The 24,903-nt window shown below is 61.0% G+C and carries 25 protein-coding genes; 4 read left to right on the top strand and 21 right to left on the bottom strand.

All coding sequences use genetic code 11. From position 1 onward, the window contains the following. Position 1 precedes the first annotated feature (1 nt). From ACR0FE_RS16800 to ACR0FE_RS16750, 11 genes are all read right to left on the bottom strand, one after another. Positions 2–1,006 carry a cell division protein FtsQ/DivIB gene (locus tag ACR0FE_RS16800; protein ID WP_480914058.1) on the bottom strand — a complete coding sequence of 335 codons (1,005 nt, stop codon included), beginning with the start codon at positions 1,004–1,006 and terminating at the stop codon, positions 2–4. Further along, positions 994–1,914 carry a D-alanine--D-alanine ligase gene (locus ACR0FE_RS16795; protein ID WP_480525132.1) on the bottom strand — a complete coding sequence of 307 codons (921 nt, stop codon included), beginning with the start codon at positions 1,912–1,914 and terminating at the stop codon, positions 994–996. The genes ACR0FE_RS16800 and ACR0FE_RS16795 overlap by 13 nt, the downstream gene beginning before the upstream one ends. 104 nt (positions 1,915–2,018) lie before the next feature. Then, positions 2,019–2,945, bottom strand: a complete 927-nt coding sequence (murB, locus tag ACR0FE_RS16790; RefSeq protein ID WP_480914055.1) for a UDP-N-acetylmuramate dehydrogenase — start codon at positions 2,943–2,945, stop codon at positions 2,019–2,021. Further along, positions 2,942–3,235: a hypothetical protein gene (locus ACR0FE_RS16785; protein WP_170615238.1), complete on the bottom strand. Its 294-nt coding sequence runs from the start codon at positions 3,233–3,235 to the stop codon at positions 2,942–2,944. The genes murB and ACR0FE_RS16785 overlap by 4 nt, the downstream gene beginning before the upstream one ends. Before the next feature lie 24 nt (positions 3,236–3,259). Beyond that, a complete protein-coding gene (locus ACR0FE_RS16780) occupies positions 3,260–3,526 on the bottom strand; it encodes a DUF2484 family protein (RefSeq protein WP_170677935.1) in 267 nt (88 codons plus the stop codon). Then, complete coding sequence (locus tag ACR0FE_RS16775) at positions 3,523–3,771, bottom strand: DUF2484 family protein (RefSeq protein WP_480914052.1); 249 nt, start codon at positions 3,769–3,771, stop codon at positions 3,523–3,525. The genes ACR0FE_RS16780 and ACR0FE_RS16775 overlap by 4 nt, the downstream gene beginning before the upstream one ends. Before the next feature lie 76 nt (positions 3,772–3,847). Further along, positions 3,848–5,257, bottom strand: coding sequence for a UDP-N-acetylmuramate--L-alanine ligase (murC, locus tag ACR0FE_RS16770; RefSeq protein WP_480914051.1), 1,410 nt, complete (start codon positions 5,255–5,257; stop codon positions 3,848–3,850). Then, a complete protein-coding gene (locus ACR0FE_RS16765; protein ID WP_480914049.1) occupies positions 5,254–6,351 on the bottom strand; it encodes a UDP-N-acetylglucosamine--N-acetylmuramyl-(pentapeptide) pyrophosphoryl-undecaprenol N-acetylglucosamine transferase in 1,098 nt (365 codons plus the stop codon). Before ACR0FE_RS16765 ends, murC begins: the two co-directional genes overlap by 4 nt. Next, a complete protein-coding gene (gene ftsW, locus ACR0FE_RS16760) occupies positions 6,351–7,514 on the bottom strand; it encodes a putative lipid II flippase FtsW (protein WP_170615228.1) in 1,164 nt (387 codons plus the stop codon). The genes ACR0FE_RS16765 and ftsW overlap by 1 nt, the downstream gene beginning before the upstream one ends. Positions 7,515–7,679: 165 nt before the next feature. After that, complete coding sequence (locus ACR0FE_RS16755; protein WP_480914047.1) at positions 7,680–8,732, bottom strand: Hint domain-containing protein; 1,053 nt, start codon at positions 8,730–8,732, stop codon at positions 7,680–7,682. A 21-nt stretch (positions 8,733–8,753) separates the two neighbouring features. Next, positions 8,754–8,957 carry a hypothetical protein gene (locus ACR0FE_RS16750; protein WP_480914045.1) on the bottom strand — a complete coding sequence of 68 codons (204 nt, stop codon included), beginning with the start codon at positions 8,955–8,957 and terminating at the stop codon, positions 8,754–8,756. 10 nt (positions 8,958–8,967) lie between these two features. Between ACR0FE_RS16750 and ACR0FE_RS16745 the strand changes: the two genes are divergently transcribed. Continuing rightward, positions 8,968–10,146, top strand: coding sequence for a BaiN/RdsA family NAD(P)/FAD-dependent oxidoreductase (locus ACR0FE_RS16745; RefSeq protein ID WP_480914043.1), 1,179 nt, complete (start codon positions 8,968–8,970; stop codon positions 10,144–10,146). Here ACR0FE_RS16745 and ACR0FE_RS16740 read toward each other — a convergent pair. From ACR0FE_RS16740 to mraZ, 9 genes are all read right to left on the bottom strand, one after another. Further along, positions 10,143–10,517: a glycine zipper family protein gene (locus tag ACR0FE_RS16740; RefSeq protein ID WP_170615224.1), complete on the bottom strand. Its 375-nt coding sequence runs from the start codon at positions 10,515–10,517 to the stop codon at positions 10,143–10,145. The genes ACR0FE_RS16745 and ACR0FE_RS16740 overlap by 4 nt on opposite strands. Before the next feature lie 106 nt (positions 10,518–10,623). After that, the gene (murD, locus tag ACR0FE_RS16735) at positions 10,624–12,021 is read right to left on the bottom strand and encodes a UDP-N-acetylmuramoyl-L-alanine--D-glutamate ligase (protein ID WP_170615222.1); all 1,398 of its coding nucleotides are present in this window, start codon (positions 12,019–12,021) and stop codon (positions 10,624–10,626) included. A 150-nt stretch (positions 12,022–12,171) separates the two neighbouring features. Continuing rightward, a complete protein-coding gene (gene mraY / locus ACR0FE_RS16730; RefSeq protein ID WP_170615220.1) occupies positions 12,172–13,254 on the bottom strand; it encodes a phospho-N-acetylmuramoyl-pentapeptide-transferase in 1,083 nt (360 codons plus the stop codon). A 40-nt stretch (positions 13,255–13,294) separates the two neighbouring features. Further along, positions 13,295–14,689 (bottom strand): UDP-N-acetylmuramoyl-tripeptide--D-alanyl-D-alanine ligase, encoded by a 1,395-nt coding sequence (locus ACR0FE_RS16725; RefSeq protein WP_480914038.1) that lies wholly within the window; start codon positions 14,687–14,689, stop codon positions 13,295–13,297. Further along, positions 14,686–16,167: a UDP-N-acetylmuramoyl-L-alanyl-D-glutamate--2,6-diaminopimelate ligase gene (locus ACR0FE_RS16720; RefSeq protein WP_480914036.1), complete on the bottom strand. Its 1,482-nt coding sequence runs from the start codon at positions 16,165–16,167 to the stop codon at positions 14,686–14,688. Before ACR0FE_RS16720 ends, ACR0FE_RS16725 begins: the two co-directional genes overlap by 4 nt. Positions 16,168–16,189: 22 nt before the next feature. Beyond that, complete coding sequence (locus ACR0FE_RS16715) at positions 16,190–17,977, bottom strand: peptidoglycan D,D-transpeptidase FtsI family protein (protein ID WP_480914033.1); 1,788 nt, start codon at positions 17,975–17,977, stop codon at positions 16,190–16,192. Beyond that, a complete protein-coding gene (gene ftsL, locus ACR0FE_RS16710; RefSeq protein ID WP_170615212.1) occupies positions 17,974–18,342 on the bottom strand; it encodes a cell division protein FtsL in 369 nt (122 codons plus the stop codon). Before ftsL ends, ACR0FE_RS16715 begins: the two co-directional genes overlap by 4 nt. Further along, the gene (rsmH, locus tag ACR0FE_RS16705) at positions 18,339–19,331 is read right to left on the bottom strand and encodes a 16S rRNA (cytosine(1402)-N(4))-methyltransferase RsmH (RefSeq protein ID WP_480914031.1); all 993 of its coding nucleotides are present in this window, start codon (positions 19,329–19,331) and stop codon (positions 18,339–18,341) included. The genes ftsL and rsmH overlap by 4 nt, the downstream gene beginning before the upstream one ends. A 4-nt stretch (positions 19,332–19,335) precedes the next feature. Beyond that, the gene (gene mraZ, locus ACR0FE_RS16700) at positions 19,336–19,839 is read right to left on the bottom strand and encodes a division/cell wall cluster transcriptional repressor MraZ (protein ID WP_170615208.1); all 504 of its coding nucleotides are present in this window, start codon (positions 19,837–19,839) and stop codon (positions 19,336–19,338) included. Between the two features lie 897 nt (positions 19,840–20,736). Here mraZ and ACR0FE_RS16695 point away from each other — a divergent pair. Further along, positions 20,737–20,961 carry a DUF1127 domain-containing protein gene (locus ACR0FE_RS16695; protein WP_480914028.1) on the top strand — a complete coding sequence of 75 codons (225 nt, stop codon included), beginning with the start codon at positions 20,737–20,739 and terminating at the stop codon, positions 20,959–20,961. A gap of 375 nt (positions 20,962–21,336) precedes the next feature. Continuing rightward, positions 21,337–21,627: a DUF1330 domain-containing protein gene (locus ACR0FE_RS16690; protein ID WP_480914025.1), complete on the top strand. Its 291-nt coding sequence runs from the start codon at positions 21,337–21,339 to the stop codon at positions 21,625–21,627. Here the strand turns inward: ACR0FE_RS16690 and ACR0FE_RS16685 are convergent. Continuing rightward, positions 21,624–24,251 (bottom strand): ATP-dependent helicase, encoded by a 2,628-nt coding sequence (locus tag ACR0FE_RS16685; protein WP_480914023.1) that lies wholly within the window; start codon positions 24,249–24,251, stop codon positions 21,624–21,626. The genes ACR0FE_RS16690 and ACR0FE_RS16685 overlap by 4 nt on opposite strands. Positions 24,252–24,428: 177 nt before the next feature. On the opposite strand from ACR0FE_RS16685, the gene ACR0FE_RS16680 reads away from it, so the two are divergent. Continuing rightward, positions 24,429–24,899: a GGDEF domain-containing protein gene (locus ACR0FE_RS16680; protein ID WP_480914021.1), complete on the top strand. Its 471-nt coding sequence runs from the start codon at positions 24,429–24,431 to the stop codon at positions 24,897–24,899. Positions 24,900–24,903: the final 4 nt, after the last annotated feature.

Genomic DNA, 24,903 nt, shown 5'->3' with positions numbered 1-24,903 from the left:
GCTACTGCCCGCTACTCGTTGTCACTTTTGTGTTCCACCAGTCTTCGCTGGCGGCTTTGGTCATTCGGATGGTCGGACGCTGACCGAGGCGCATGTCGACCACGGCCACGTCGCGTTCCAGAAGGTCCTGTACCTCGTTCACCGCCAATACCCGCTCGAGCGCGCGAACCGGGCGGTCGGTTGGCAGCATGATTCGCTGGCCACGATCCAGGACCAGGTCCCAGCGGCGCTCACCGATGCGCACCAGCCCGCGCACGCGGTCACCGAGGCTGCGCGCCGTGGTCAGGATCCGCAGCGCTTCGCCGACATGCTGATCCGCCCCCTGACCCGCGATCAGCGGCAGATCCGCATGATCCTTGCGCAAGGCGACCTGATCCACATGGGCACCAGTTTCGTCCAACAACTCGATCCCGTCGCGCGTGCGCCAGACGATGACCGGCTGACGCTCGACCACATCGACCTGAAGAATGCCGCCCGGGCGAATGCGGACGGTGGCCGATTTCACCGGGTCCAGTCCGGTTATGGTGTCGCGCATCTGTTCGACATCCAGATCCCAGGAACTGATCGGGAAGTCCAACGGCACGACTTCGCGGATGTCGTCGGACAGGCCCGGCCCCGCACCATCGATGGCCATCAGGTTGACCATGAATTCGGGGCGCTCCTGAACCGAGGTCTTGATGTCGGCGATATAGGCGCTGAGCGCTTCGCGCCGGTCTTCGGACGCAAAATAGAGCCCGACCGCCGCCGCAACAACGCAAACCGGCAGACCCAGACGAACGCTCAGCCGGATGCCCGGTGTCAGCATCCAGCGTTGGAACCGGTAGCTGAGCCGCGACGGCGCGGGATCAGAGCGGCGGGCGTTGCGACCAAAAAAACGGGCGCCGCGCAGTTGCAGTTTCGGCTTGGCCTGAGGGGTCGGCTCGGCAGTGGCGAAATCGGCATCCGGTCCGGCCAGAGGCTTGCTGCGATGGATCACGGGTGCGCGGGTGGCGGTCAACGGTCGCATGAGGCGTCCTCCACCATCCAGGCGCAAAACTGGCCGAAACTCATGCCCAGATGCGCGCCCTGTTCTGGCGCGAGCGAGGTCGGCGTCATGCCGGGCTGGGTATTGGTTTCCAGCAGGAACAGACCATCCGCGCCCCGTGCATCGTCCCAGCGGAAGTCGGTGCGGCTGACGCCCTTGCACCCCAGCACCTTATGAGCGCGCACGGCATAGTCCATGCACATGTCGAAAATGTCAGCCGGAATCTTGGCAGGCAGTTCGTGCGACGAGCCACCGGGCTTGTACTTGGCGTCGTAGTCGTACCAGCCTTCGGTCATGATCTCGGTTACGGTCAGGGCACGGTCGCCCATCACGGTCACGGTCAGTTCGCGCCCCGCCACATATTGCTCGACCATTACCTGATCCGGCATGTCGTCGGACAGTTTCGGGGGACCGTTGGTGCCTTCGTGCACCAGATAGATACCGACGCTGGAGCCTTCGTTGTTGGGTTTGACCACATAAGGCGCAGGCATGACGTGGTCGGCTTCGACCTCATCCTTCGGGGCGATGATGCTTTCTGCGATGGGCAGGCCTTCGACGCGGAACGCTTCCTTGCTGCGCTGCTTGTCCATGGCCAGAGCCGAGGCCAGAACCCCGGAATGCGTATACGGGATACGCATCCATTCCAGCATCCCCTGCACACAGCCATCCTCGCCCCAGCGGCCATGCAGGGCGTTGAAGACCACATCAGGCTTGATATCCAGAAGACGCGCGTAAAGGTCGGGACCAGCGTCCAGTTCGACCACCTCAAAGCCTTCTTCCCTAAGGGCGGCTGCGCATTCGCGCCCGCTGCTGAGCGAGACCTCGCGTTCCTTCGAGGGGCCGCCCATCAATACCGCCACTTTGGGGTTTGTCCTGCTCGACTTACCCACTTCGTGCGCCTCAATGTCCCCGGACCTTATGTGGTGGTCCGTATCTTGTTTATGCCTTTGATCCGCCGCCTGAATTTGCCTGCTATGGTCTGACGGATGGGGCTTTATTCTGTCAGCGGATCACCGACCCGCATGATTTCCCACTCTAGCGTGATGCCGCTTGTTTCGTAAACCTTTTTTCGCACCTCCTCGCCCAGTCCTTCGAGGTCGGCGGCGGTGGCGGTGCCGGTGTTGATCAGGAAATTCGAGTGCTTTGGACTCATCTGCGCCCCGCCACGTGTCGCGCCGCGCATGCCCGCATCATCGATCACTTTCCACGCCTTCAGGTCGTGGACGTCATCGGCCCGGCCTGTGGAGGAGAAACCGGCAGGGTTGCGGAAAGTGGAACCGGCGCTGCGATCCTTGGTGGGCTGTGTCTCGTCGCGCTTTTGCAACTGCGCCGCCATGCGCGCATGAAGGTCATCGGGATCGCCCGGGGGACCTTCGAACGTGGCCGAGACCAGAACCGCGCCTTCGGGCAGGTCTGTCTGGCGGTAGCGGAAGTTCAGTTGGTCGGGCGACAGGTCCACGACATTGCCCTGCCGGGTCACGATGGTGGCCTTGCGCAGTACATCCGCCGTGTAGTTGCCGTAACAGCCTGCGTTCATTCGCACCGCACCGCCGATGGAGCCGGGGATGGTTCGCAGGAAGGTCAGGTCGACCCCCGCATCCGCCGCCTTGCGCGCCACATGCGCGTCCAGTGCCGCCGCGCCTGAGGTAACAGTGTTTCCCTTGACCGAGATGCCGTTGAAGCCGCGCCCCAGCCGGATCACCATGGCCCGCAAGCCGCCGTCGCGGACAATCAGGTTCGAACCGACGCCCATCGGGAACACCGGAACATCCGCCGGCAGGTCGCGCAGGAACGATTGCAGATCTTCAAGGTCGGCTGGCTGGAACAAATAATCCGCCGGTCCTCCGACACGAAGCCATGTGAGGTCGGCCAGCGGACGGGCCTCGGACAGGCGGCCTCGGGTCGCGGGGAGGGTTGTCATTCGGCTGCACGCGCAGCCAGGCTGCGCCCGCCGACCCCGCCCATGATCGCGGCGAATAGAAACGGAAGCACACCGGCGGTCAGCCAGACGAGCGGACCGAATGCCTGCTCTTCTTCGCCCGTTCCAACGCTGGCCAGCATCACGATCAGCACCAGCCCGGCGGCAGACGCCAGCCCAATCAGCCACAACAGACCGCGCAGTCCAATCCAGCGGCCTGCGGTGAACCCTGCGGCGGCACCAAGAACAAGGGAAATGAGCGGCAGATAGGCAAATGTGGTGATCGTCGCCATGGCGGACCTCGTGAAGTTGGCCGGTTATTCGTCAGCCGCCTTCATGCCCTGCATTTTCGCCTTTGTCCAACGGGTCAGGTAAATCACCGGCCAGCGCAGCACCGACATGCCAGCGGCCAGTACGATCAAACCGACCCATGGGCCATTCTGATAGGTCACAAATCCCAGAATCGGGATACCCAACGCAATCAGGACATAGGCGCGGGTCCAGTGATTGTCCTTGCTGGGGATCATCGCCAGCACATTCGCGGCAACCCCCCAGAGAGCGGCGAGAGCAATAGACCAGTTCATTCCATGACCTCCCCGCGCGCCCATTTGCGCCAGTAATAGCGGATCGGGTTGCGGAACATCGAGACAAAACCGCCCAAAGCCAGCAGCGACCAAAGCCAGCCATGTAAGTAGCCCAGCCAAACGATCAGCACCGGCGCACAGATCAGCAAAATGATACCCGGAGGGAATTGCAGCCGCATCGGCAACAACGCCACGATAGTAGCGCAGATCACCCAGAGCGCTGAGAAGATCATCGAATAATCCATTCGCCCCTCCAAGGACGCGCGGAAGCCGCCCGCAGCATATCACACTTTTGGGTTGTGCGCCAAATGAGCGCGAGGGTCAAACAGCTTGTTTTCGCTGCAATCTTTCGGGCAATCCATTGGCCCAGGCGCTGATTGTACCGGCACCGAGGCAGACGACCATGTCGCCTGGACGGGCCTGTTCCCGGACAAGGCGCTCCAGATCGTCCTCGCTCAGGATCGCGCGGGAATGGCGGTGGCCATGGCGGATCAGGCCTTGCACCAGAGCATCGCGCGAGGCGCCTTCAATCGGGTCTTCCCCGGCCGCGAACACCTCGGCGATGGCGACCACGTCGGCGTCGTTGAAGCAGGTGCAGAAGTCATCAAACAGGTTCGACAGGCGGGTATAACGGTGCGGCTGGTGCACGGCGATGACACGGCCGTCGGTGGCCTGACGGGCCGCCTTTAGCACGGCGGCGATTTCAACCGGGTGGTGGCCGTAGTCGTCGATGATGGTGACACCGTCGACTTCCCCGACCTTGGTGAAGCGGCGGTTGACACCACCGAAATTCGCCAGCGCCTCGCGGATTTCCGACGCCTTCATACCCAGATGACGGGCGACAGCCACTGCAGACAAGGCGTTCGAGACGTTGTGGTCGCCCGGCATCGGCAGGGTGCAACCTTCGATCACCTTATCTTCGTATTGCAGGTGGATGTCGAAATGCGCCACACCGCCCTTGTAGGTCAGGTTCACTGCCCGCACGTCCGCCTGCGCGTTGAAACCGTAAGTGCGGACGCGGCGATCGGTGATGCGGCCCACCAGCGCCTGCACTTCGGCATGGTCCGTGCAGCAAACGGCCAGACCGTAGAACGGCAGATTCGTGACGAATTCATAGAACCCGTCGCGCAGTGTGTCGAAATCGCCCCAGTGCTCCATATGCTCGGGGTCGATATTGGTGACGATAGCGATAGTTGCAGGCAGTCGGTTGAACGAGCCATCGGATTCGTCGGCCTCGACCACCATCCATTCGCCCTGCCCCATGCGCGCGTTGGAACCATAGGCATGGATGATGCCGCCATTGATGACGGTCGGGTCAAAGTCGCCCGCCACCATCAGTTCGGCCATCATGGTGGTTGTCGTCGTCTTGCCGTGGGTTCCGGCGATGGCGATGTTGGATTTCAGGCGCATCAGCTCGGCCAGCATGTCGGCGCGGCGGACAACTGGCAGGCCCTGCGCACGGGCTTCGTCCAGTTCGGGATTGCCCGGCTTGATCGCGGTCGAGACAACGACCACAGCGGCGTTCTTCAGGTTCTCGGCGCGCTGACCCACGAATATCTCGGCCCCCAGACCGGCCAGACGATCCGTGATCTTGGACGCTTTCAGGTCAGAGCCCTGCACCCGGTAACCAAGGTTCAGCAACACCTCGGCGATGCCAGACATCCCGATCCCTCCGATCCCGACGAAATGGATCGGCCCTACGTCCTGCGGCAGTTTGGTTGCTGGGGTCATGCGGTCTCCTTCTGCGCCAGATGTTCGACAAGGGCTGTCAGTCGCTCGGTTGCGTCCGGCGCCCCCGCGGACAAGGCGGCACGTGCCATTTTCTGTGCGGCTTCGGGGTTGGTCAGAACCGTGGTGATTTGCTGTGTCAGCGAGGCAACGTCAAGAGCATTTTCGGGGATCATGATCGCCCCACCCGCCTGAACCAGTCCGCGCGCATTGGCGGTCTGGTGGTCCCCTGCCGCGGCAGCAAAGGGGATCAAGATCGAGGGGCGGCCGATCACCGAGATATCGGCGACACTGGATGCGCCCGAACGGCTGATGACCAGTTGGGCATCTGACATGCGGCGGGGCACATCGTCGAAAAAGGGTTGAACATCGGCGCGAATGCCGTGGTCGCTGTAGAACGCGGTGACCCGTTCGCCATCTTCGTCGCGCGCCTGATGAGAGACGCGGATATGGTTGCGGATATCTTCGGGCAGTTCGGCGATGGCTCCTGGCACCATATCGCTTAGGATGCGTGCGCCCTGCGAGCCACCCATCACCAGGATCGACATCGGGTAATCACCCGGCGGGATATACCCTGCGGCGGCCCGTTCCAGAACAGCAGCGCGAACCGGGTTGCCGGTATGGATGCCATGTGCACCTTCGGGCAGATCTGTGGGCCAGACGCCGCAGGCCACTTGTGCAACACGGGTGGCGAACAATTGGTTCACACGGCCCAGTACCCCGTTCTGTTCATGGATCATGCGGGGGATTTTCAGCATCGTCGCCGCACCCAACGCCGGAATCGAAGGATAGCCGCCAAAGCCCACGACCACATCCGGGCGGTCGCGCATCATCTGAAACGCCATCCCCGTCACACCGGCGGCGATCCGGGGCCCGACCATCGCCTTGGCCGCCAAGCCACCACGTGCGAAAGTGGCCGAAGATGCCTCGACAATCTCGGTCGCGTCGGGGAAGGCCCCGGTGTACCGGGCGCCACGGGCATCGGTGGACAGGCGCACGCGCCATCCTTTTTGCAGCATCGCCTCGGCCAGCGCCTGCGCCGGGAACATGTGGCCCCCGGTGCCGCCCGCCGCAATCAGAAGGTAGGGTTTGCTCATCAACCTCGTCCGCGCAGAATATCACCCAGTTCGCCCTGTGGGCGGGTGCGGGTAAACGCCAAAAGCATGCCGACCGCAATGCCGCCTGCAATCAGCGATGAGCCGCCGTAGCTGACGAACGGCAGCGTCATGCCCTTGGCGGGCAACAGGCGCACGGCAACGCCCATGTTGATCATCGCCTGAACGCCGAACATGCAGGCCAGACCGGTTCCGGCCAGACGGATGAACATGTCTCGTTCGCGCATCAGGCGCAGCAGCGACCGCACGACGATCAGTGAGTATAGCGCGATGATGATCAGCACCAGGATCAGGCCGTACTCCTCGGCCGCCACGGCGATGATGAAATCCGTATGCGCGTCGGGCAGCGACCATTTCACCTGCCCCTCACCGACGCCGACACCAAAAAGCCCACCCTCGCGGATGGCGTTGGTGGCATAGCCCAACTGGGTGGTCGGATCGACCTCCTGGTTGAGGAAACCGTCGATACGGCGGGCGAAGTGTTCCGAGTTCGAGTAAGCGAACATGCCGCCCAGAACCACAAATGCGGCCATCCCCACCAGCAACAGCATCGGTGCGCCTGCCACGAAGTACATAACACCCCAACCAAACAGGATCAGGCACGCCTGCCCAAAATCGGGTTGCATCACCAGCATGCCGACAATCGCCATGCACAGCGCGAAAGACCACAACCGCCCCGGCGGGCCGTTGATTTCCTGTGATGCGGCAAGAAGCCATGCAGCCACGACAACAAACCCGGGTTTCAGAAACTCGGACGGCTGCAGCGAGGCAAACCCGAGCGAATACCAGCGCACCGCGCCTTTGCCGAAATCGGTGCCGAAGACGGGCAGAAAGGCCAGCGCCACAAAGGAAGCCAGAAAACCCAGCACCGCCAGACGTCGCACCAATGTCGGCGACATCATCGAGGTCAGCAGCATTGCGATCAACGCCAATCCGCCGAAAAACGCCTGACGTTCGACATAGTGGAACGGGTCGAACCCGTTGCGCCCCGCCAGTGGCGGTGATGAGGCAAGCCCCAGCAAAAGCCCGATGACAAACAGGATCAGAACACAGGACATCGTCCAGCGATCAATCGTGCGCCACCACTTTGGTAGAATCGGTTCGCCGCGCTGGTCCTGGACCGCGCCATACACCATCTCAGTCATGAGATACCGCCACTTTCTGCCTCGTTCACGTCCCGTTTTCGGGATCTGATTGAGAGTCTAACGCGATTTTTGCGTTTGGGCCAGTGGAATGAGGGCGGTCAGCTAAATTCCCATCGCGAGAATGCCAGGGGCTCCGTGCCCCCAAGACTGTGGTGAGGGTGGAACTCAGGCCTCGGAAACCAGCGGCTTGCTGTTTTTCAGATGCCGCTTGACCAGTGTCCGCGTTTGCCCTCCGGTCCGCGGGATGATCCGCGCCATTTCGGGCGCATAGGTTTCGGACATGATCTCGGGAAACAGTTCTGCGATTTCGGCGGTGGCCTCTTCACCTATGCCTTTGAGGGCCTGTGGTCCGGTGAACAGGCTTTCCGACGGCGCCCCTTCGGCAAAAATCACCTCATGTCGATCAAACAGTATGTGGAAATACGTCACCTGCTGGTCGTCTTCTTCGATGGAAATACCAGGCATCCCAACCAGCTCGTGCGCAGGCACCAGAACCTCGGGCTTGGAAAACATTCTGGCCGCGATCGGGGATCGGACCAGCATCCGATGCTGCCTGGACACTCGCAGGTCGTCTTTGGGCAGACCATTCCCAAGCGCACCCCTGGCGATCCGAACCGGCCGCAGCTTTGGCTTGACCCTCAGATCGATGCTGTCCAGTTCGCGCGAACCGATCCAGCGGATTATCTGGGGCCCATTGTCCAGGGTCGTGACCACATCGCCCGGATTCAAGGTCTCGATCCGGCGTGGACCATCAGGCGTCTGGATGCTTGTCCCCTCCACAAAGCAAGGGACAACAGTGTCGACATCGATGTCCGGGCCATTGTCGATAATGGCGGTGATGGTCAGTGTCGTGTTCAGGGGCGGAATGGTCCCGCCGATGAAGCCCAGAAAATACCCGTCCTCGCTGTCGACCCCGATCGAATTTCCATCCCCGTCGAGGTCATAGTCGAAAAGGCCGATCTGGTAGGTATTCGTGCCGTCCGTCACCGAAACGGTGAAATCCCAGAAAATGATCTCTCCGTTCAGGGTCTGGGTCGGGTCGTTGCCGGTCTCGTTTGAGATGTTGTCGCCATCGATAATCGTGGCGTCTGCGCCGTCCTGGATCGTGATCTGGCTGTAGGCCGATATCTGGAACGTGGATCCCACGACACTGGATGAAGCCCCTGCATCGGACAATGTGCTGTCAGACCGAAAGGCACCATATACGTTCGTGGGCATGTGGCCACTCCACCAAATTTATTAACGCAGACAAATAGTCACTTTACCGAAGAATTCGTAGGATTTGAGGCTCGTGCAGGTCAAGTGCCGCCATGGGAAAACTTCGAAGTTGTGACTGGCAGGCAAGTCCTCGTCTTGCTGCCCGCCTGTTGGAAATGCCAAAAACAAGGGAAAATGGGCGTTGGAAAACATCTCGCCCTTGCGGTTGCGGGAAAACCGGGCCATGCGCTTGCACATGACCTTTGACACGATCATCCTTGGTGCCGGAGCCGCCGGCATGATGTGCGCCGCCCACTGTGGCGGGCGTGTTCTGGTGATCGATCACGCCAAGGCAGCCGGAGAAAAAATCCGCATCTCGGGCGGTGGGCGCTGCAACTTTACCAACATGTATGCGGGGCCGCAGAACTTCCTGTCGCGAAACCCCCATTTCTGCAAATCGGCGCTGGCGCGATACACGCAGTGGGATTTTATCGATCTGGTAAACCACCACGGCATCGCCTGGCATGAAAAAACTCTAGGTCAGCTGTTCTGTGACGGGTCGTCAAAGCAGATCATTCAGATGCTGCTGGACGAGATGCAGCGTGCGGGGGCCGAACTGTGGATCCGAACCGAACTGAAGGACCTGCGCAAGGCCGAAGGCGGCTTTGCACTGGATGTCGAGCGTGAAGGTAAACGCCTGAGCCTGACCTGCGCCAATCTGGTGCTGGCCACGGGTGGCAAGTCGATCCCCAAGATGGGTGCGACCGGGCTGGCCTATGACGTTGCCCGGCAGTTCGGGCTAAGGCTGACGGAAACGCAGGCGGCGCTGGTGCCTTTTACCTTTTCGGACGGCAAGTTCCGGGACCTGTCTGGCGTGTCCCTGCCCGCACGGTTGTCAAACGCGCGGACCAGTTTTGACGAGGCACTGTTGTTCACCCATCGCGGCCTCAGCGGACCATCGGTGCTGCAATTGTCGTCCTATTGGCGCGAAGGTGAGACGATCAGAGTGAACCTGATCCCGGATCTGCCGCTGTTCGACATGCTGCGGGACCAGCGGCAAAGTGGTGGCCGCAAGGCCCTGACCACGGAACTGGCGCGCCTCCTTCCCGCGCGATTGGTGGATTACCTGAAACAGTACATCTCGATGCAGGGCAATCTGGCGGATCAGTCCGATGCCGCGCTGAACGACCTGATCGCTGCCCTGTCCGACTGGGAACTGACGCCTTCCGGCACGGAAGGCTATCGCACGGCCGAGGTCACGCTGGGCGGAATTGACACCGACGGCCTGTCGTCCAGAACGATGGAGGCCAGGGATGTCCCCGGCCTCTATGCGATTGGCGAAGCTGTGGATGTCACCGGCTGGCTGGGCGGTTACAATTTCCAATGGGCGTGGTCTTCGGGCTACGCCGCCGGAACTGCAATCGCGGGGCGTTAGCCGACGACGTTGTACCCGCGTCCGCGCATGCAGTTGCGCACGATAACTTCCTTGTTCTGGTTTTTCGCGATGACATCCGCGCCCGCGCCGATCACCGCCCCGGCGGCGGCGGCCCTGCCCAGGTTGGAACTGCTGTCCTGAATGATGGCGGTCGTGGCGGCAGCACCCGCCGCGCCGATCGCCGCGTTGCCGGCGGTCGAGCCGTCAACGCTGGCCTGCGACGCCGCCAGCTGCTGGCATTGCGCCAGATCCGAATTGTAGTTCGGACCAACCGGGCCATCGATGACCGGTTGGTAATTGGCACCGGAGTTGGCGCAGGCGCCCACCAGAACAAGTGCGGGAACGACAAAAAGTGACTTGCGATTGAGCATTTTCGTGACCTCGTATTGATTTACCCGCAGGTAATACCGCCGGGGACAGTCTTCAAGCAGGCAGGGTCAAAGCCTGCCCGAACCGGCGGTCTATTGCAAACGCGGCTCAATCCAGCCGTTGGCGCACCTGCGCGGTGAAGTCATCTCCGCGCTGCTCGAAATTGTCGTACTGGTCGAAACTGGCCGCTGCCGGAGCCAGCAATACCGTTTCACCCGGCTGCGCGTCCTGCATCGCGCGCTCGACCGCCATGGCCATCGTGGTGCAGATTTCGGTCTCGACCTCAAGCTGCATGGCGAATCCTGCGGCCTCGCGCCCGATCACGTAGGCTTTGCGGACCTGATCCTTCACGTCGTTCAGGCCGGACAGGCCGCCGTCCTTTTCCAGCCCCCCACAGATCCAGCGGATGTTGCGGAACGCGCTCAGCGCCTTTACCGCGCTGTCCACATTGGTCGCCTTGGAATCGTTCACATAGGTCACATCGTTTGCTTCGGCGATGATCTGGCTGCGATGCGGCAGGCCGGGATAGCTGCGCAGGGCCTGCTCGATCATTTTTGGCGCAAGCCCCACTGACCGGCAGGCAGCATATGCGGCGCAGGCGTTCTGGTGGTTATGCGCCCCTGGCAGTCCCTTGATCCCACGCAGGTCGATTGATCCGGCCTGGCGCCCCTTGCGGTACTCCGAAAGAAACCCCTTGCGGGCAAAAACCTGCCAGCCCGGCCCGGTCAGCTTGCGCGCAACCGATACCCGGATGACGCGGTCGTCGGCAGGGCCTTCGGACATCTGACCGGCCAGAAACGCGCCTTCGGCCTCACCCACGCCGATGACCGCGCGATCCGGTCCGCCTTCGGCAAACAGGCGACGCTTGGCGGCGAAATACCCGCCCATGCCGCCATGGCGGTCCAGATGGTCGGGCGAGAGGTTGGTGAACACAGCCACATCCGGCGTCAGCGCACGGGCAAGTTCGGTCTGATAGCTGGAAAGCTCAAGCACCACGACCGAACCATCACCGCCGGGATCAATATCCAGCACTCCGCGTCCGATATTCCCGGCCAGCTGCGCCTCGCGTCCGGCCTCGGTCAGGATGTGGTGAATCAGTGCTGCGGTGGTGGATTTGCCGTTCGACCCGGTTACGGCGATCACACGTGGCGGGGTGTCAAAGTTGTTCCATGTCTGATCCGCGAATGACCGGAAGAACAGGCCGATATCGTTGTCGACCGGCACACCGGCCTCAAGCGCGGCCGCCACGACCGGGTTGGGTTCGGGATAGAGATGCGGAATGCCGGGGGAGACGATCAGAGTGGCGATGTCATCGAAGGCCCCATGACGCCGCAGATCGGCACAGGTGAACCCTTCGCCTGACGCTATGTCACGCGCCGTCGGGTTGTCATCCCAGCAGATCGCATCGGCCCCACCCGCCCGCAGCGCACGCGCCGTGGTCAGACCGGACCGGCCCAGCCCCAGAACCGCAACTTTCTGCCCTGAAAACCCTTTGACCGGGATCATGCCGCCACCCTTCCTACGACCTTCAATTGGCCGCCACACTGCGCAGAAGACCTGACCGAAGGCAAGGGGCCGGAAAGGCTCGCGCGGCAGCGCGAGCCGGGCCCAACAGGTGGCAGGCGGACCGCAGGTCCGCCGAACCTGGCGGGAGCGTTAGCGGACCTTGAGCGTCGCCAGACCGATCATTGCCAGGATCAGCGAGATGATCCAGAAGCGGATGACGATGGTGGGTTCCGCCCAGCCCTTTTTCTCGTAATGGTGATGGATCGGCGCCATCAGGAACACGCGGCGACCTGTGCGTTTGAAATACAGCACCTGAATGATCACGCTCAGCGCCTCGACCACGAACAGCCCGCCGACAACGGCCAGTACCAGCTCGTGTTTGGTGGCCACGGCAATTGCGCCCAGCGCCCCGCCCAAGGCCAAGGATCCGGTGTCACCCATGAAAACCGCAGCCGGCGGCGCGTTGTACCACAGGAACCCAAGCCCCGCGCCAAAGAGCGCCGAGGTGAAGATGAAAATCTCACCTGTGCCTGGCACGTAATGCACATCCAGATATTCGGTGAAGTCGACCCGCCCCACCGCGTAGGCGATGATGCCCAGCGTCGAAGCCGCAATCATCGCGGGCATGATCGCCAGACCGTCCAGACCATCGGTCAGGTTCACCGCATTGGCGGCCCCGACAATCACCACGATCGAGAAGGGAATATAAAAGATGCCCAGATTGATCAGCGTGTCCTTGAAGATCGGCAATGCCAGCTGGCTTTGCAGCATTTCGGGGTGATTCAACGTTGCCCAAAGCGCCGCCAGGGCTGCAATGATGATGCCCAGCGCCATGCGCATTCGGCCGGACACGCCTTGTGTGTTCTGCTTGGACACTTTGGCATAATCGTCGGCAAAGCCTATGGCCGCATAAGCCAGAGTGACGAACAGTACCATCCAGACATACGGGTTATCCCATCGCGCCCAGATCAGCGTCGATGTCACCAGCGCCCCAACGATCAGCAACCCACCCATCGTGGGCGTTCCGGCCTTGGAAAAATGCCCCTCTGGGCCATCATCGCGGATCGGCTGACCTTTGCCCTGCTTGCGGCGCAGCACGTTGATCAGCGGTTTGCCGAACAGGAAGCCGAAGATCAGCGCCGTCATGAAGGCACCGCCCGCACGGAAGGTGATATACCGGAAGAGGTTCCAGAAATCTCCTCCGTCCGACAGGCCGGTCAGCCAATACAACATAGCGATACCTTTCTCACGCGGTGGTCACGGTGGCAAACGCTCATGACCCGGGCGCGCCCACTTGCCCCATTTTGCGTAAACCGTCAACAATACGAGCCAGCGCCATGCTCAGCGAGCCCTTGGCCAGAACGGTATCTCCATCCCGGACCAGTTCCGGCAGGCGGTCGGCCATCTCGGCGCTGGTCTCAAACCACAATCCCCGTTTTTCTGCGGGCAGCGCCTGATGCAACGACTGCATCAGCGGGCCGATGCAATGGATCTGATCGACCTCGCCCATGGCAGGCAGGTCAGCCATACCGGCGTGCATGGCGATTTCCTGCGCGCCCAACTCCTTCATATCGCCCAGAAATGCGATCCGGCGGGAGCCGCGCGACGCGGCCAGTACTTTCAGCGCCGCCTCCATCGAGGTGGGGTTGGCGTTATAGCTGTCGTCGAGCAGTTCGATATTGCCGCCTTCAGCCAATGTGACTTGCTCGCGCACACCGCGCCCTTTGACCGGCGACCATTGCCCCAGTCCAGCGATCGCCTGATCAAGGTCCACACCCATTTCGACACAAGCTGCCAATGCACCCAATGCGTTCATGGCAAAATGCAGACCAGCGGACCTGACGCCAAAACGGATCGTTTTGCCGCCCACCATTGCCGTTGCGGAAACCGAATCGACCTCCTGTGCCGCGCCTTCCAGAATGCAATCCTGCCCATCGCGGCCAAAATCGACTGTTTTCAGGCCGAGCTTCTGCGCACATTCCCGCAGGATGTGCGCGTGTTCGATGTCCGCATTGACGATGGCTGCGCCGCCTTCGGTCAGTCCCTCAAAAATCGCGGCCTTTTCCCGGGCGATAGCAGCTACCGACTCGAAGGCTTCGAGGTGAACCGCCGCCACAGTCGTCACCAGCGCCACATGCGGCTTCGCCTGCCGCGCCAGCGGCGCAATCTCGCCCGGGTGGTTCATGCCGATCTCGATCACCGCAAACTCGGTGTCGCGCGGCATCCGGGCCAGCGTCAACGGAACTCCCCAGTGGTTGTTGTAACTGGCAACGCTGGCATGTGTCCTGCCTTGCGTTTCCAGAATCGTAGCAAGCATTTCCTTGGTCGAGGTCTTGCCGACACTGCCGGTCACGCCAACCACTTTCGCGTTTGTCCGGGCGCGTGCGGCCTGCCCCAGCGCTTCGAGCCCCGCCTGAACATCGTCGACGATCAGCAATGGCGCGTCGTCTGGCACGCCATCCGGAATACGCGAGACCAGCGCTGCGCCTGCGCCCTTCTCAAGCGCCTGCGCCACAAAGTCGTGCCCGTCACGCGCGGCCTTCAGTGCGACAAACAGATCGCCCGGCTGGATGGTGCGGGTGTCGATGGACACGCCGTTTGCTTCCCAGTCAGAGGTCGCACGCCCGCCGGTTGCCGCGGCAGCCTCAGCCGCTGTCCAGAGCGTCATGCCACCCTCCCGTCCAGTGCGGCCACGGCGATACTGGCCTGTTCCGCATCGTCGAACGGCAAAACCTGATCGCCGACAATCTGGCCCGTCTCGTGCCCTTTGCCCGCAATCAGCAGCGCGTCACCCGGTTGCAAGGCGTCTATACCACGCAGTATGGCTTCGGCGCGGTCACCCACTTCGGTGGCTTCCGGCGCGCCATCCATGACGGCGGCACGGATGGTGGCCGGATCTTCGCTGCGCGGGTTATCGTCGGTGACAAAGACGATGTCAGCGTGATCAGCCGCAGCCCTGCCCATCAGCGGGCGCTTGGTGGCATCCCGGTCCCCGCCCGCGCCGACGATGGCGATCAGGCGACCCATGACATGCGGGCGCATCGCTTTCAGCGCCGTGGCGACCGCGTCAGGCGTGTGGGCGTAATCGACAAAGACCGCAGCCCCGTTTTCGCGGGTTGCGGCAAGCTGCATCCGCCCGCGAACCGTTGTCAGATACGGCAGGGTTTCGAACACACGCTCGGGTTCATCCCCGGCCGCGATGACCAGCCCGGCGGCCAGCAGTACGTTTTCGGCCTGAAACCCCCCGATCAGGTTCAGGCGTGTCAGATGCGTTTTGCCCTGCCACGAAAACCGCAAATCCTGCCCGGTCGCGTCAAAGCGCTGGTTCATCAGGCAAAGGTCCGCATCGCCGAGCCCGACTGTCAGGACCGTCTGACCGCGCTGTTCGGCAATTCGGCGCACCTGGGCCCCCTTGGGATCGCTCAGATTGACGACGGCCGTTCCATCCTGCGGAAGAACCCGGTCGAACAGGCCCATTTTGGCGGCGAAATACGCCTCGAACGTTTCGTGGTAATCCAGATGATCCTGCGTGAAGTTCGAGAATCCGGCGGCCGCCAGGTGCACACCGTCCAGGCGGCGCTGCTCCAGTCCGTGCGAGGACGCCTCCATCGCGGCGTGGGTCACGCCATCTCCCGCTGCCGCCGCCAGACAGCGATGCAAGGTGATAGGTTCCGGCGTGGTGTGGGCCAGCGGCGCGGTCCATGCGCCTTCGACACCGGTGGTGCCGAGGTTCACGGCGGCGTGGCCAAGCTCGGTCCAGATCTGGCGGACAAACGTGGCAACCGAGGTTTTGCCGTTGGTCCCGGTGACGGCCACGATGATTTGCGGCTGCGCGCCGAACCACAGGGCTGCCGCGCCTGCCAGCGCCTGACGCGGATCTTCGACAACAATCAGGGCCGCCTCCGATGCAGCCAGTTCGCTGGCCGCGATCTCCGCGCCTATGGCATCGGTCAGGATGGCGGCGGCTCCCATGCGCAGGGCGAACTGGATGAATTCGCCCCCATGAACGCGTGTACCGGGAAGCGCTGCGAAGAGAAAGCCGTCTTTGACCTCGCGACTGTCAACCGCCAGACCGGTGATGTCGGGATTCGCGCCGCCCCGTGCGGTCAGGGCCAGCTGGCTTAGTTTCTTTGACCTTGCGCCCATGACCTACCTCTTGTCCGACGGCCTAGTTCGAGGTCAGCGTTATAGCAGCGCGCGCCTCAGGCTCAAGCCGGGGTCTGAGGCCCAGTAAGGGTGCGACCCGGCCGATCAGTTCGGCAGCCACCGGGACGGCCGTCCAGCCTGCCGTGCGGCGTTTTTCGCCATAGGCCACGATCGACGGTTCATCGAGCGTGACGATCAGAACGTATTTCGGGTCGTAGGCCGGGAAGATCGTCGCAAAGGTGGCGATGACCTTGTCGTCATAGTAGCCGCCGCGCGGTTTTGGCTTGTCGGCGGTGCCGGTTTTGCCCGCGACATCATAGCCTGCAACTTCACCAAAGCTGGCGGTCCCGTCCGTCACGACCTTGCGCAACATCTTCTGGGCCTGCTGCGCCGCATTTGGCGACAGCACACGGGGCCCGTATTGCGGACCGTTCTTTCGCAGGATCGTGGGGCTGACATAGTGGCCGCCATTGGCGATCGACGCATACCCGGCCGCCAGATGCATGGGGCTGGTCGACAGACCGTGACCATATGAGATGGTCACTGTGCTCAATTCGCCCCATTTCTTGGGCTTCAGGGGCGCGCCACCTGCGGCCTCGACAATTTCGAACGGGGTGGGTTCGAACATGCCCAGCGATTCAAGGAAATCCTGTTGTCGCTGTGCGCCAATTTGCAGGGCCAGACGCCCGGTGCCCCGGTTCGAACTGTGGACGATCACGTCCGCCACGCTGATCTTGCCGTAGTTCTTGCCGTTGAACTCACCAATCGGAAAGCGCCCGATCTTCATCGGCCCCGAGGTGTCGATGATGGTGTTCGAATTCACCAGCCCAAGCTGGACCGCCTGTGCAGCGGTGAAAATCTTGAAGACCGATCCAAGTTCGTAGACGCCCTGAACATAGCGGTTGAACAGCGGGCTGTCCGAGGGATCAAACCCCGAAGTCGGCGGGCGCGGCCGGTCGTTGGGATCAAAGGACGGCAGGGAGGCCGCCGAAATCACCTCACCCGTGTGGGCATTCATCAGAACAGCCGAAGCACCTTTGGCATTCATGATCTTCATGCCGCCGTAAAGCACCTGTTCGACCGCGGCCTGAACGGTCAGGTCCAGCGACAGTTGCAGCGGCTTGTTTCCGTTGGCCGGATCGCGCAGATAGTCGTCAAACTGTTTTTCAACACCGGCAACTCCAATCACCTCAGCCGCGCTGACGCCTTCGCGACCAAACCCCGACCCACCGAGGATATGCGCGGCCAGCCTGCCGTTCGGATACAGCCGCATCTCGCGCGGGCCGAACAGGATTCCGGGGTCGCCGATGTCGTGCACCGCCTGCTTTTGCTCGGGTGAGATACGTTTCTTTATCCACAGAAACTTGCGGTTGCCGGAGAAATCCTTGACCAGACGATCCTTGTCGAGATCGGGGAAGATGGCCACAAGCTGATCGGCGGCGGCAACCGGGTCGATCATCAACGGGGGTTGGGCATAGACCGAATACGTGTCCAGATTGGTCGCCAGAATGCGCCCGTCGCGATCGACAATATTGGCGCGCTGCATTGCGATGGCCGCACCGGGGGCGCTGGCCAGCGGCTCCTGCGCTTCGGACGTGGCAAGCATTCCCATCCGCACGCCAACGACCGAAAAAGCGCAAAAGAAGAACAGGCCGAGCACCAGAAGACGCCCTTCGGCACGGGCGCGGGCGCGGTCTTTCATGCCTTCGTGACGCTGGCGAATGTTCTCGCGCTCGATGGCCTTGGGGTTTTCGCCCCGGGCGCGGGCGTCAAGGATGCGGGCCAGTGGGCGCAGAGGCGTGCGGGTCATGGAAACTGTACCTCGCCCAGCGCCTGAATGCTTGTGATGGCCTGCAGTTCGATCGGATCTACGATCGGCAGGTCGGGGTCTTCGGCATAGGCGATCTGGTCGGCGCGCCCGAACTGCTCGGCCCGCAGCGGCAGCAGACCAAGCCGTTCAAAGTTCAAATCCGCCAGTTCGCGCAGCCGGTCGGGTCGGTTCAGATAGGCCCATTCGGCGTTCAGCACGGCCAGCCGAACCTGCGCCATGCCAATTTCACGTTGCAGACCCTGCGTTTCCTTCAGCACCTGCTGGGTGCGGTAATTCTCCTGATAGGCCCACAACGCCAGTCCGAACACGGACAGAGCAGTCAACACATACAGAACACTCTTCATCTTGCCCTTCCCCCCAGTTGCGGCATGCCGATTGCACGGGCGTCAATTTCCCCTGCAGGCGCCTCGGTTCGTACAGCCACACGCAGCTTGGCCGAGCGCGCGCGCGGGTTTTCCTGCAATTCCTGATCATCCGGGCCGACGGCTTTACGGGTTTTCAGGGTGAATTGCGGCTGTTCCTGTTCCATCTCGGGCGCATAGCGATTGGCGCGGCCCGTTTTCCCTGCGCGCGCCTGGAAGAACCGCTTGACCATCCGGTCTTCGATGGAATGGAACGTCACAACGGCCAGTTGCCCGCCCGGTTTCAGCGCGCGTTCGGCGGCCATGAGGCCCTGAAACAATTCCTCGTATTCGGCGTTCACGGCAATGCGCAGCCCCTGAAAGCTGCGGGTCGCCGGGTGCGACTGCCCCGGTTTCGGGCGCGGCAGGCAGGATTCGATGATTTCAACCAGACGCAGGGTCGTTGTGATCGAAGCATCCGTCCGCGCCCGTGCAATCGCTTTGGCGATGCGGCGGCTGGCGCGTTCTTCGCCATAGTGAAACAGGATGTCGGCCAGTTGCGCCTCGGTTGCGGTATTCACCAGATCGGCTGCGCTTTCGCCATCCTGACTCATCCGCATGTCCAGTGGACCGTCCTTCATGAACGAAAATCCACGCTCGGCCTGATCCAGCTGCATGGACGAAACACCAAGATCCAGCACGACACCGTCCAGATCCTGAGCGTATTCATCCAGTTGCGAGAAAACGCCGGGCTGCATCACCAGTCGGTCGCCGTAGTTACCTGCCCATCCGGCTGCCATCTCAAAAGCCAGAGGATCGCGATCGACACCGATAACCTTGTCGGCACCGGCCTCGAGCAGCGCACGCGTGTACCCGCCTGCACCAAAGGTTCCGTCCAGCCAAACGCCCGAGACGGGCGCAACGGCGGCCAGCAAAGGACGCAGCAAAACGGGGATATGGGGTTTGTCGGAAGGGGATCCGGCGCCGGCCATGCCGTTACGCGTCCCCGACGCCGTCTAGGAACTCCAGAGGATCAAAGTCCTCGGGCTGATCGTCCAGCCAGTCTTCGGCCGCGGCCAGTTCTTCGGTCTCGTAGGTTTCGGGCTTCCAGATCTGGAACGTGTCGCCGGCGGCTATAAAGAAGGCCTCATTCCCAAGCCCGATCTTGTTGCGCAGCTTGGCCGGCAGGACCAGACGCCCGGTTTCGTCGACCGTTGTCGGGAAGGACTGGCCATGGAACATACGCTGCAGCATCTTGCGCTGCATCGACCCGCGCGGCAGTGCATTAATCTTTTCGTCGACCTCGTCGATCGCCTGCATTGTATAACATTCAAGGAACTTGCGGCGGTGATCCCCGTAGACAATCACCAGTTCGGGGGTATCTCCAGGTTGCCAGTTGGGGTCCGAAGCCTCTAGCACACGGCGAAACGAGGCCGGGATCGATACCCTGCCCTTCGTATCCACCTTGTGGTGGCTTTCACCTCTGAACCTGCGCGCCAAGACGACTGTCCCTTTCGCTTGCGCCCCACTTGATCTTTACGTTCCCCCCTGATGAAAAACGGCGGGTTGATCTGCTGCCACTGATCAACCCGCCGCATTCGCCCGCTGTGCGGGGATGTCCAGCTGCGCGCGCCACCTGGGGGGATGTCTGCTCGCCCGCGCGCCGGATCTGTTAAGTGATGAAAGCGAGATGCCTGTATGAAACCTGATTATTTTTGGTCGGGGTCGTTTGGTGCCCCATCTGCCTCGTCCTCATCGGATGTATTAGGGATGACATGGGAAATCATGGAAATCAACAAGTTTTTTGAGCACTGACGTATTCCCGACGCAATCCACACGCGAAAAATCAACATAAACTTCACCAACGGACACAATAAATAGACACTCTTGGTCGACTACACACAACATATCCACAGAATTTGCTCAGCCCAAACTGTCCCATGATTTCCCAAAGAATTATAATTCTTCTTGCATCGGTTGGCGAAAAATCGGTATTTTGCCGAACACCGCCTCGAATCAACCGTGTCGAATGGCGCAATTACCCCACACATATGGCAAGAACACCGGCAGCCCATGAATTCCCATCCGGAATGCAAGGGCCCCTTAACATGTGAATGTGCATGTGCCGAACGATCGGCCTGGACACCATTTCCATTCCTCCATCACGCCCATGCGCCGGAGAGCTTCACCCAAAAGCACACCCGCCGAAGCCCCAAAGGTGACCCTACGGTACCCGCCACCCCTGGGCGCGACTGCCCCAACAATTTGATATCTATGCATTTGCTGCATAGCGGCATTGACGACGCCCGCTATTGTGCATCTGCAGCATTTGCCTATTTTCATCCTCAAGCAAACGCCGAAACACTTCGGCAAACGATCAAGTCAGAGGCATTGAAAATGGCAGTCGCAACCAACTACTCCGCGCTTGGCAATGCACCGGCAACCGGGCTGGTGGCACTGTTTGAAGCAGTAAAAACACGTTTTGTTCGCTATCGCCTGTACCGCCAGACACTCAACGAGCTGTCGGGCCTGTCGAACCGCGAACTGGCCGATCTGGGCCTGCAACGCTCGATGATCCGTCAACTGGCCCTGCAGGCCGCTGCGGATTACACCGCGCAGTAAGCGCATAACAGTTTACCGAGATCAGGTCCGTCCTCCTCCCTTTGGACCTGCATTTCGGCGGCGGCATCTCTCCTCCTCCCTGATGCTGCCGCCCCAAATACCGGCCCTGACAGCCGGGACATGACACATCGGGGCTCTCCTCCTCCCTACCCCGATGTTGAAAGCACGCGGCGACACTTATTCTCCTCCCTTGTGTCGCCGCGTCTTCCTCATACCGGGATCAGACCCGGGTTCGGATACATCGGGGCCTTCCTCCTCCCTGCCTCGATGTTGAAAAGAACGGCGGTTCCCCTTCCTCCTCCCTGGGAACCGCCGTTTTTTGTTTGTGCTTGTGTGTGTAAGGTGAAGCCGGAACCGAAGTTTCAGGAGTTTCCAATGGCTGCATATTTCATCGCCCAGATCACAATTCACGACCCAGACGGATACCAGAAATACCTTGAAGGGTTCATGCCGGTCTTTGACAGGCACGGAGGTCGTCTGCTGACAGTATCATCCAAACCAGTGGACGTGATCGAAGGCACCTGGGCTGAGGAAGGGATAGTCCTTATGAAGTTTCCGTCGATCGAAGCCGCAAAGGCATGGAAAGACGATCCCGACTACGTCGAACTGGCGAAAATCCGGCACGAGACCGCGACGGCAAACATGGTTCTGGTCGAAGGCCTTTAAAACGGAACGTCATCCTTGGCGGACAGAAAGCGCGAGACGACCTTCTTCATGCCCGCCTTGTCAAAATCGACCTCGACCTTGTCCCCTTCGATACCGATCACTGCGCCATAGCCGAATTTCTGGTGGAATACCCGTTCGCCCAGCGTGAAACTGGCCACCGCGGTCGCATCGATGACGGTGTTGCGGCTTTCGCGCGGTTGCGACATGCCATACTGACCCTGCCGCGCCTGCATCCGTTTCCAGCCGGGTGAGTTGTAGACGTTTGCTTCGGCGGCGCGGGTTTCGATCCCGGCCGTGGTCTGACCGCCACCGTAGAGACCCGGAGGCGTCAGAACCTCCACATGATCTTCGGGCAATTCATCGATAAATCGGGACGGCATCGAATTCTGCCACTGACCAAAAACGCGCCTGTTGGCGGCAAAGGATATCGTGCAGACCTCCTCCGCGCGGGTGATGCCGACATAGGCCAGCCGCCGTTCCTCCTCGAGACCCTTGAGGCCAGCTTCGTCCATCGACCGCTGCGAGGGGAACAACCCGTCCTCCCACCCCGGCAGGAACACGGCGGGAAATTCCAGACCTTTGGCGGCATGCAGGGTCATGATCGACACTTTCGCGCCATCCGATTCCTGCTCGTTATCCATCACCAGACTGACATGTTCCAGAAAGCCCTGCAGGTTTTCAAAATTGTCCAGCTGGTTGACCAGTTCCTTGAGGTTTTCCAACCGCCCCGGGGAATCTGGATTCTTGTCGTTCTGCCAGTGCGCCGTATAGCCGGATTCGTCGAGGATAATCTGCGCCAGTTCGATATGAGTATGTTCCGGTTCGCCAAAGCGCGTGGGAGCGGTGCCATCATCAATGACGGAATCGTCGTCAACCTCGATCCTTGGACCCCGGGTCATTGCGTTCCAGCGGGCCAGCCCATCGACAAGCTGGCGCAAGGCCGTGCCGCCCTTGCCTTTGATCAGCCCTTGTTCGACCGCGACCCGCGCGCCTTCGACCAGAGAGACGCCATTCTGTCGGGCGGTCGCCTGAATCGTCTGCTGCGCCTTGTCGCCGAGGCCACGTTTGGGCGTATTTACGATCCGCTCGAACGCCAAATCGTCTTCGGGGCTGATGACCAGCCGGAAATAGGCCATGGCATCGCGGATCTCCATCCGCTCATAGAATCGCGGACCGCCGATGACCTTGTAGGGCAATCCAATGGTCAGGAACCGGTCCTCGAAGGCACGCATCTGGTGGCTGGCGCGCACGAGAATGGCGATTTCATTGAGGTTAAATTTTTGGAAAACTACCTCTAAAGAACGCCCCTCTTGCTGCCTCATTGTCAGTTCCCAAACGAGGTCTTTGTTAACTTCTCCCCCCCAAAAGCCTTCTTCTGCAAAGAAACTTTTGTGCTCCTTTAGCTGATCAAGCACTTGCTCTCTGCTATTAAGCGCTCGTAGTGCACCCAGCTCGTCGAGGCGCTCTACTTCCTTCATCATTTGTTCTGATCGAGAGTTTTCCCGCCGTTTTGCATGAGGCGAACTACCATTAACAAGCTCTTCAATCTTCTCGCCGATCCAACGCGCCTCTTCCTCGCCATCCCAATGGCCCAATAAGCAAACTTTTTCTCCGTTTTTTGCGGCCGTCCAAAGCTCTTTGCCCAAGCGATTTTCATTGCCGCGAATGACATTCGACGCGGCGGCGAGGATATGCGGGGTCGAGCGGTAGTTCTGTTCAAGCCGGACGACATAGGCGCCGGGGAAGTCCTTCTCGAACCGCAGGATGTTGCCAACCTCGGCCCCGCGCCAGCCATAGATTGACTGGTCATCATCGCCTACGCAACAGATGTTCTTATGCCCGCCGGCCAGCAGCCGCAGCCACAGGTACTGGGCGATGTTGGTGTCCTGATACTCGTCCACCAGAATGTAACGGAACCACCGCTGGTATTGTTCCAGCACATCCGCATGTGTCTGAAAGATCGTGACCATGTGCAAAAGCAGATCACCGAAATCCACCGCGTTCAGCTCGCGCAGACGGGTCTGGTACTGGGCGTAAAGGTCGACGCCCTTGTGATTATAGGCTCCGGCATCAGCAGCAGGGACCTTGTCGGGTGTCAGTGCACGGTTTTTCCAGTCATCGATGATTCCCGCCAGCATTCGCGCAGGCCAGCGCTTGTCATCGATATTGGCCGCCTGAACCAGTTGCTTGAGCAGGCGCAACTGGTCGTCGCTGTCCAGAATCGTGAAGTTCGATTTCAGCCCCGCAAGTTCGGCGTGGCGTCGCAGCAGCTTGACGCAAATCGAGTGGAACGTGCCAAGCCACGGCATCCCTTCGGCGGGCTGGCCGAGCAGGCGGCCGACACGCTCTTTCATTTCACGCGCAGCCTTGTTGGTGAATGTCACCGACAAGATCTCGTTGGGGCGCGCGCGACCGGTATTCAGCAGGTGCGCGATCCGGGTCGTGAGAGCCTTGGTCTTGCCGGTCCCTGCCCCGGCCAGCATCAGAACCGGACCGTCAAGCCGTTCTACTGCATCGCGCTGCGCCGGGTTGAGATCATCCAGGTAAGGCACGGCACGCGCGGCCATTGCCTTTTGGGACAGCGATGCGCCCTCGAAGGCGTCCATTTCGTCAAAACTGCTCATGCCCCCAAACTACGCCGGATGCGGCCCGAGGGAAAGGGTTTGTTCACGGCTTGTTCACAAAGAAATCGCAGAAGATAATATACTGGTTTCCAGACAAAACCTTTGTGTACATCCGGCGATCTTACCTTTCTGCAAAAGCTTGTTTCTGATGCCCCGTCCATTGCTGTGGGAGAGCATATGACGAAGCAGGCGACATGGGCAGTGCGAAGTTCGCGGCTGAAAATTGTAGGTGTTATGCTGATGCTCAGCGCCCTAACGGCGGCTGCGGGTTGGGGGATTTACGCCGTACCCGCGCGAAGGATGTCCAGCTCACCTTCAATACCACTGTCGAAGATAATTGGCAGGTCCGTCGATGCCTTGACCCGCGCAGAAAAAGTACGGCTGGCGGTTGAATCCGTTGCGGTCAGATATAGTGAAAAATCCCTGCCCCGCATTACGATTTCGGTTAGGGTCGCCTATTGCCCGGCGCACGAAGTCATGCCGCAGGATCTTCCGCGCGCGGCGGATGAAGCGCTCTATACCGCCAAGGACCGGGGCCGAAATCAGGTGCAGGTCGCCAGTTCCGCGTCCTGCGGCGCAGACATCGGGGACAGCCTGGTTCGGAACAAGGGGGCCAAAATCAAACCGTCTTCCTCGACAGCCGCTTGAAAAA

Source organism: Ruegeria sp. K7, from assembly GCF_056531785.1.
This window is presented reverse-complemented; position numbering and strand designations above follow the sequence as displayed.

Coding starts and splice junctions, on each gene's coding strand:
- ACR0FE_RS16680 (WP_480914021.1), top strand. CDS start 24,429: ATGACGAAGCAGGCGACATGGGCAGTGCGAAGTTCGCGGCTGAAAATT.
- murC (WP_480914051.1), bottom strand. CDS start 5,257: ATGACCCCAGCAACCAAACTGCCGCAGGACGTAGGGCCGATCCATTTC.
- ftsL (WP_170615212.1), bottom strand. CDS start 18,342: ATGAAGAGTGTTCTGTATGTGTTGACTGCTCTGTCCGTGTTCGGACTG.
- murD (WP_170615222.1), bottom strand. CDS start 12,021: ATGATCCCGGTCAAAGGGTTTTCAGGGCAGAAAGTTGCGGTTCTGGGG.
- ftsW (WP_170615228.1), bottom strand. CDS start 7,514: ATGACTGAGATGGTGTATGGCGCGGTCCAGGACCAGCGCGGCGAACCG.
- ACR0FE_RS16720 (WP_480914036.1), bottom strand. CDS start 16,167: ATGGGCGCAAGGTCAAAGAAACTAAGCCAGCTGGCCCTGACCGCACGG.
- ACR0FE_RS16740 (WP_170615224.1), bottom strand. CDS start 10,517: ATGCTCAATCGCAAGTCACTTTTTGTCGTTCCCGCACTTGTTCTGGTG.
- mraY (WP_170615220.1), bottom strand. CDS start 13,254: ATGTTGTATTGGCTGACCGGCCTGTCGGACGGAGGAGATTTCTGGAAC.
- ACR0FE_RS16715 (WP_480914033.1), bottom strand. CDS start 17,977: ATGACCCGCACGCCTCTGCGCCCACTGGCCCGCATCCTTGACGCCCGC.
- ACR0FE_RS16765 (WP_480914049.1), bottom strand. CDS start 6,351: ATGAGCAAACCCTACCTTCTGATTGCGGCGGGCGGCACCGGGGGCCAC.
- ACR0FE_RS16775 (WP_480914052.1), bottom strand. CDS start 3,771: ATGGATTATTCGATGATCTTCTCAGCGCTCTGGGTGATCTGCGCTACT.
- rsmH (WP_480914031.1), bottom strand. CDS start 19,331: ATGGCCGGCGCCGGATCCCCTTCCGACAAACCCCATATCCCCGTTTTG.
- ACR0FE_RS16690 (WP_480914025.1), top strand. CDS start 21,337: ATGGCTGCATATTTCATCGCCCAGATCACAATTCACGACCCAGACGGA.
- ACR0FE_RS16800 (WP_480914058.1), bottom strand. CDS start 1,006: ATGCGACCGTTGACCGCCACCCGCGCACCCGTGATCCATCGCAGCAAG.
- ACR0FE_RS16685 (WP_480914023.1), bottom strand. CDS start 24,251: ATGAGCAGTTTTGACGAAATGGACGCCTTCGAGGGCGCATCGCTGTCC.
- ACR0FE_RS16755 (WP_480914047.1), bottom strand. CDS start 8,732: ATGCCCACGAACGTATATGGTGCCTTTCGGTCTGACAGCACATTGTCC.
- ACR0FE_RS16780 (WP_170677935.1), bottom strand. CDS start 3,526: ATGAACTGGTCTATTGCTCTCGCCGCTCTCTGGGGGGTTGCCGCGAAT.
- ACR0FE_RS16745 (WP_480914043.1), top strand. CDS start 8,968: ATGACCTTTGACACGATCATCCTTGGTGCCGGAGCCGCCGGCATGATG.
- murB (WP_480914055.1), bottom strand. CDS start 2,945: ATGACAACCCTCCCCGCGACCCGAGGCCGCCTGTCCGAGGCCCGTCCG.
- ACR0FE_RS16725 (WP_480914038.1), bottom strand. CDS start 14,689: ATGACGCTCTGGACAGCGGCTGAGGCTGCCGCGGCAACCGGCGGGCGT.
- ACR0FE_RS16785 (WP_170615238.1), bottom strand. CDS start 3,235: ATGGCGACGATCACCACATTTGCCTATCTGCCGCTCATTTCCCTTGTT.
- ACR0FE_RS16750 (WP_480914045.1), bottom strand. CDS start 8,957: ATGGCCCGGTTTTCCCGCAACCGCAAGGGCGAGATGTTTTCCAACGCC.
- ACR0FE_RS16695 (WP_480914028.1), top strand. CDS start 20,737: ATGGCAGTCGCAACCAACTACTCCGCGCTTGGCAATGCACCGGCAACC.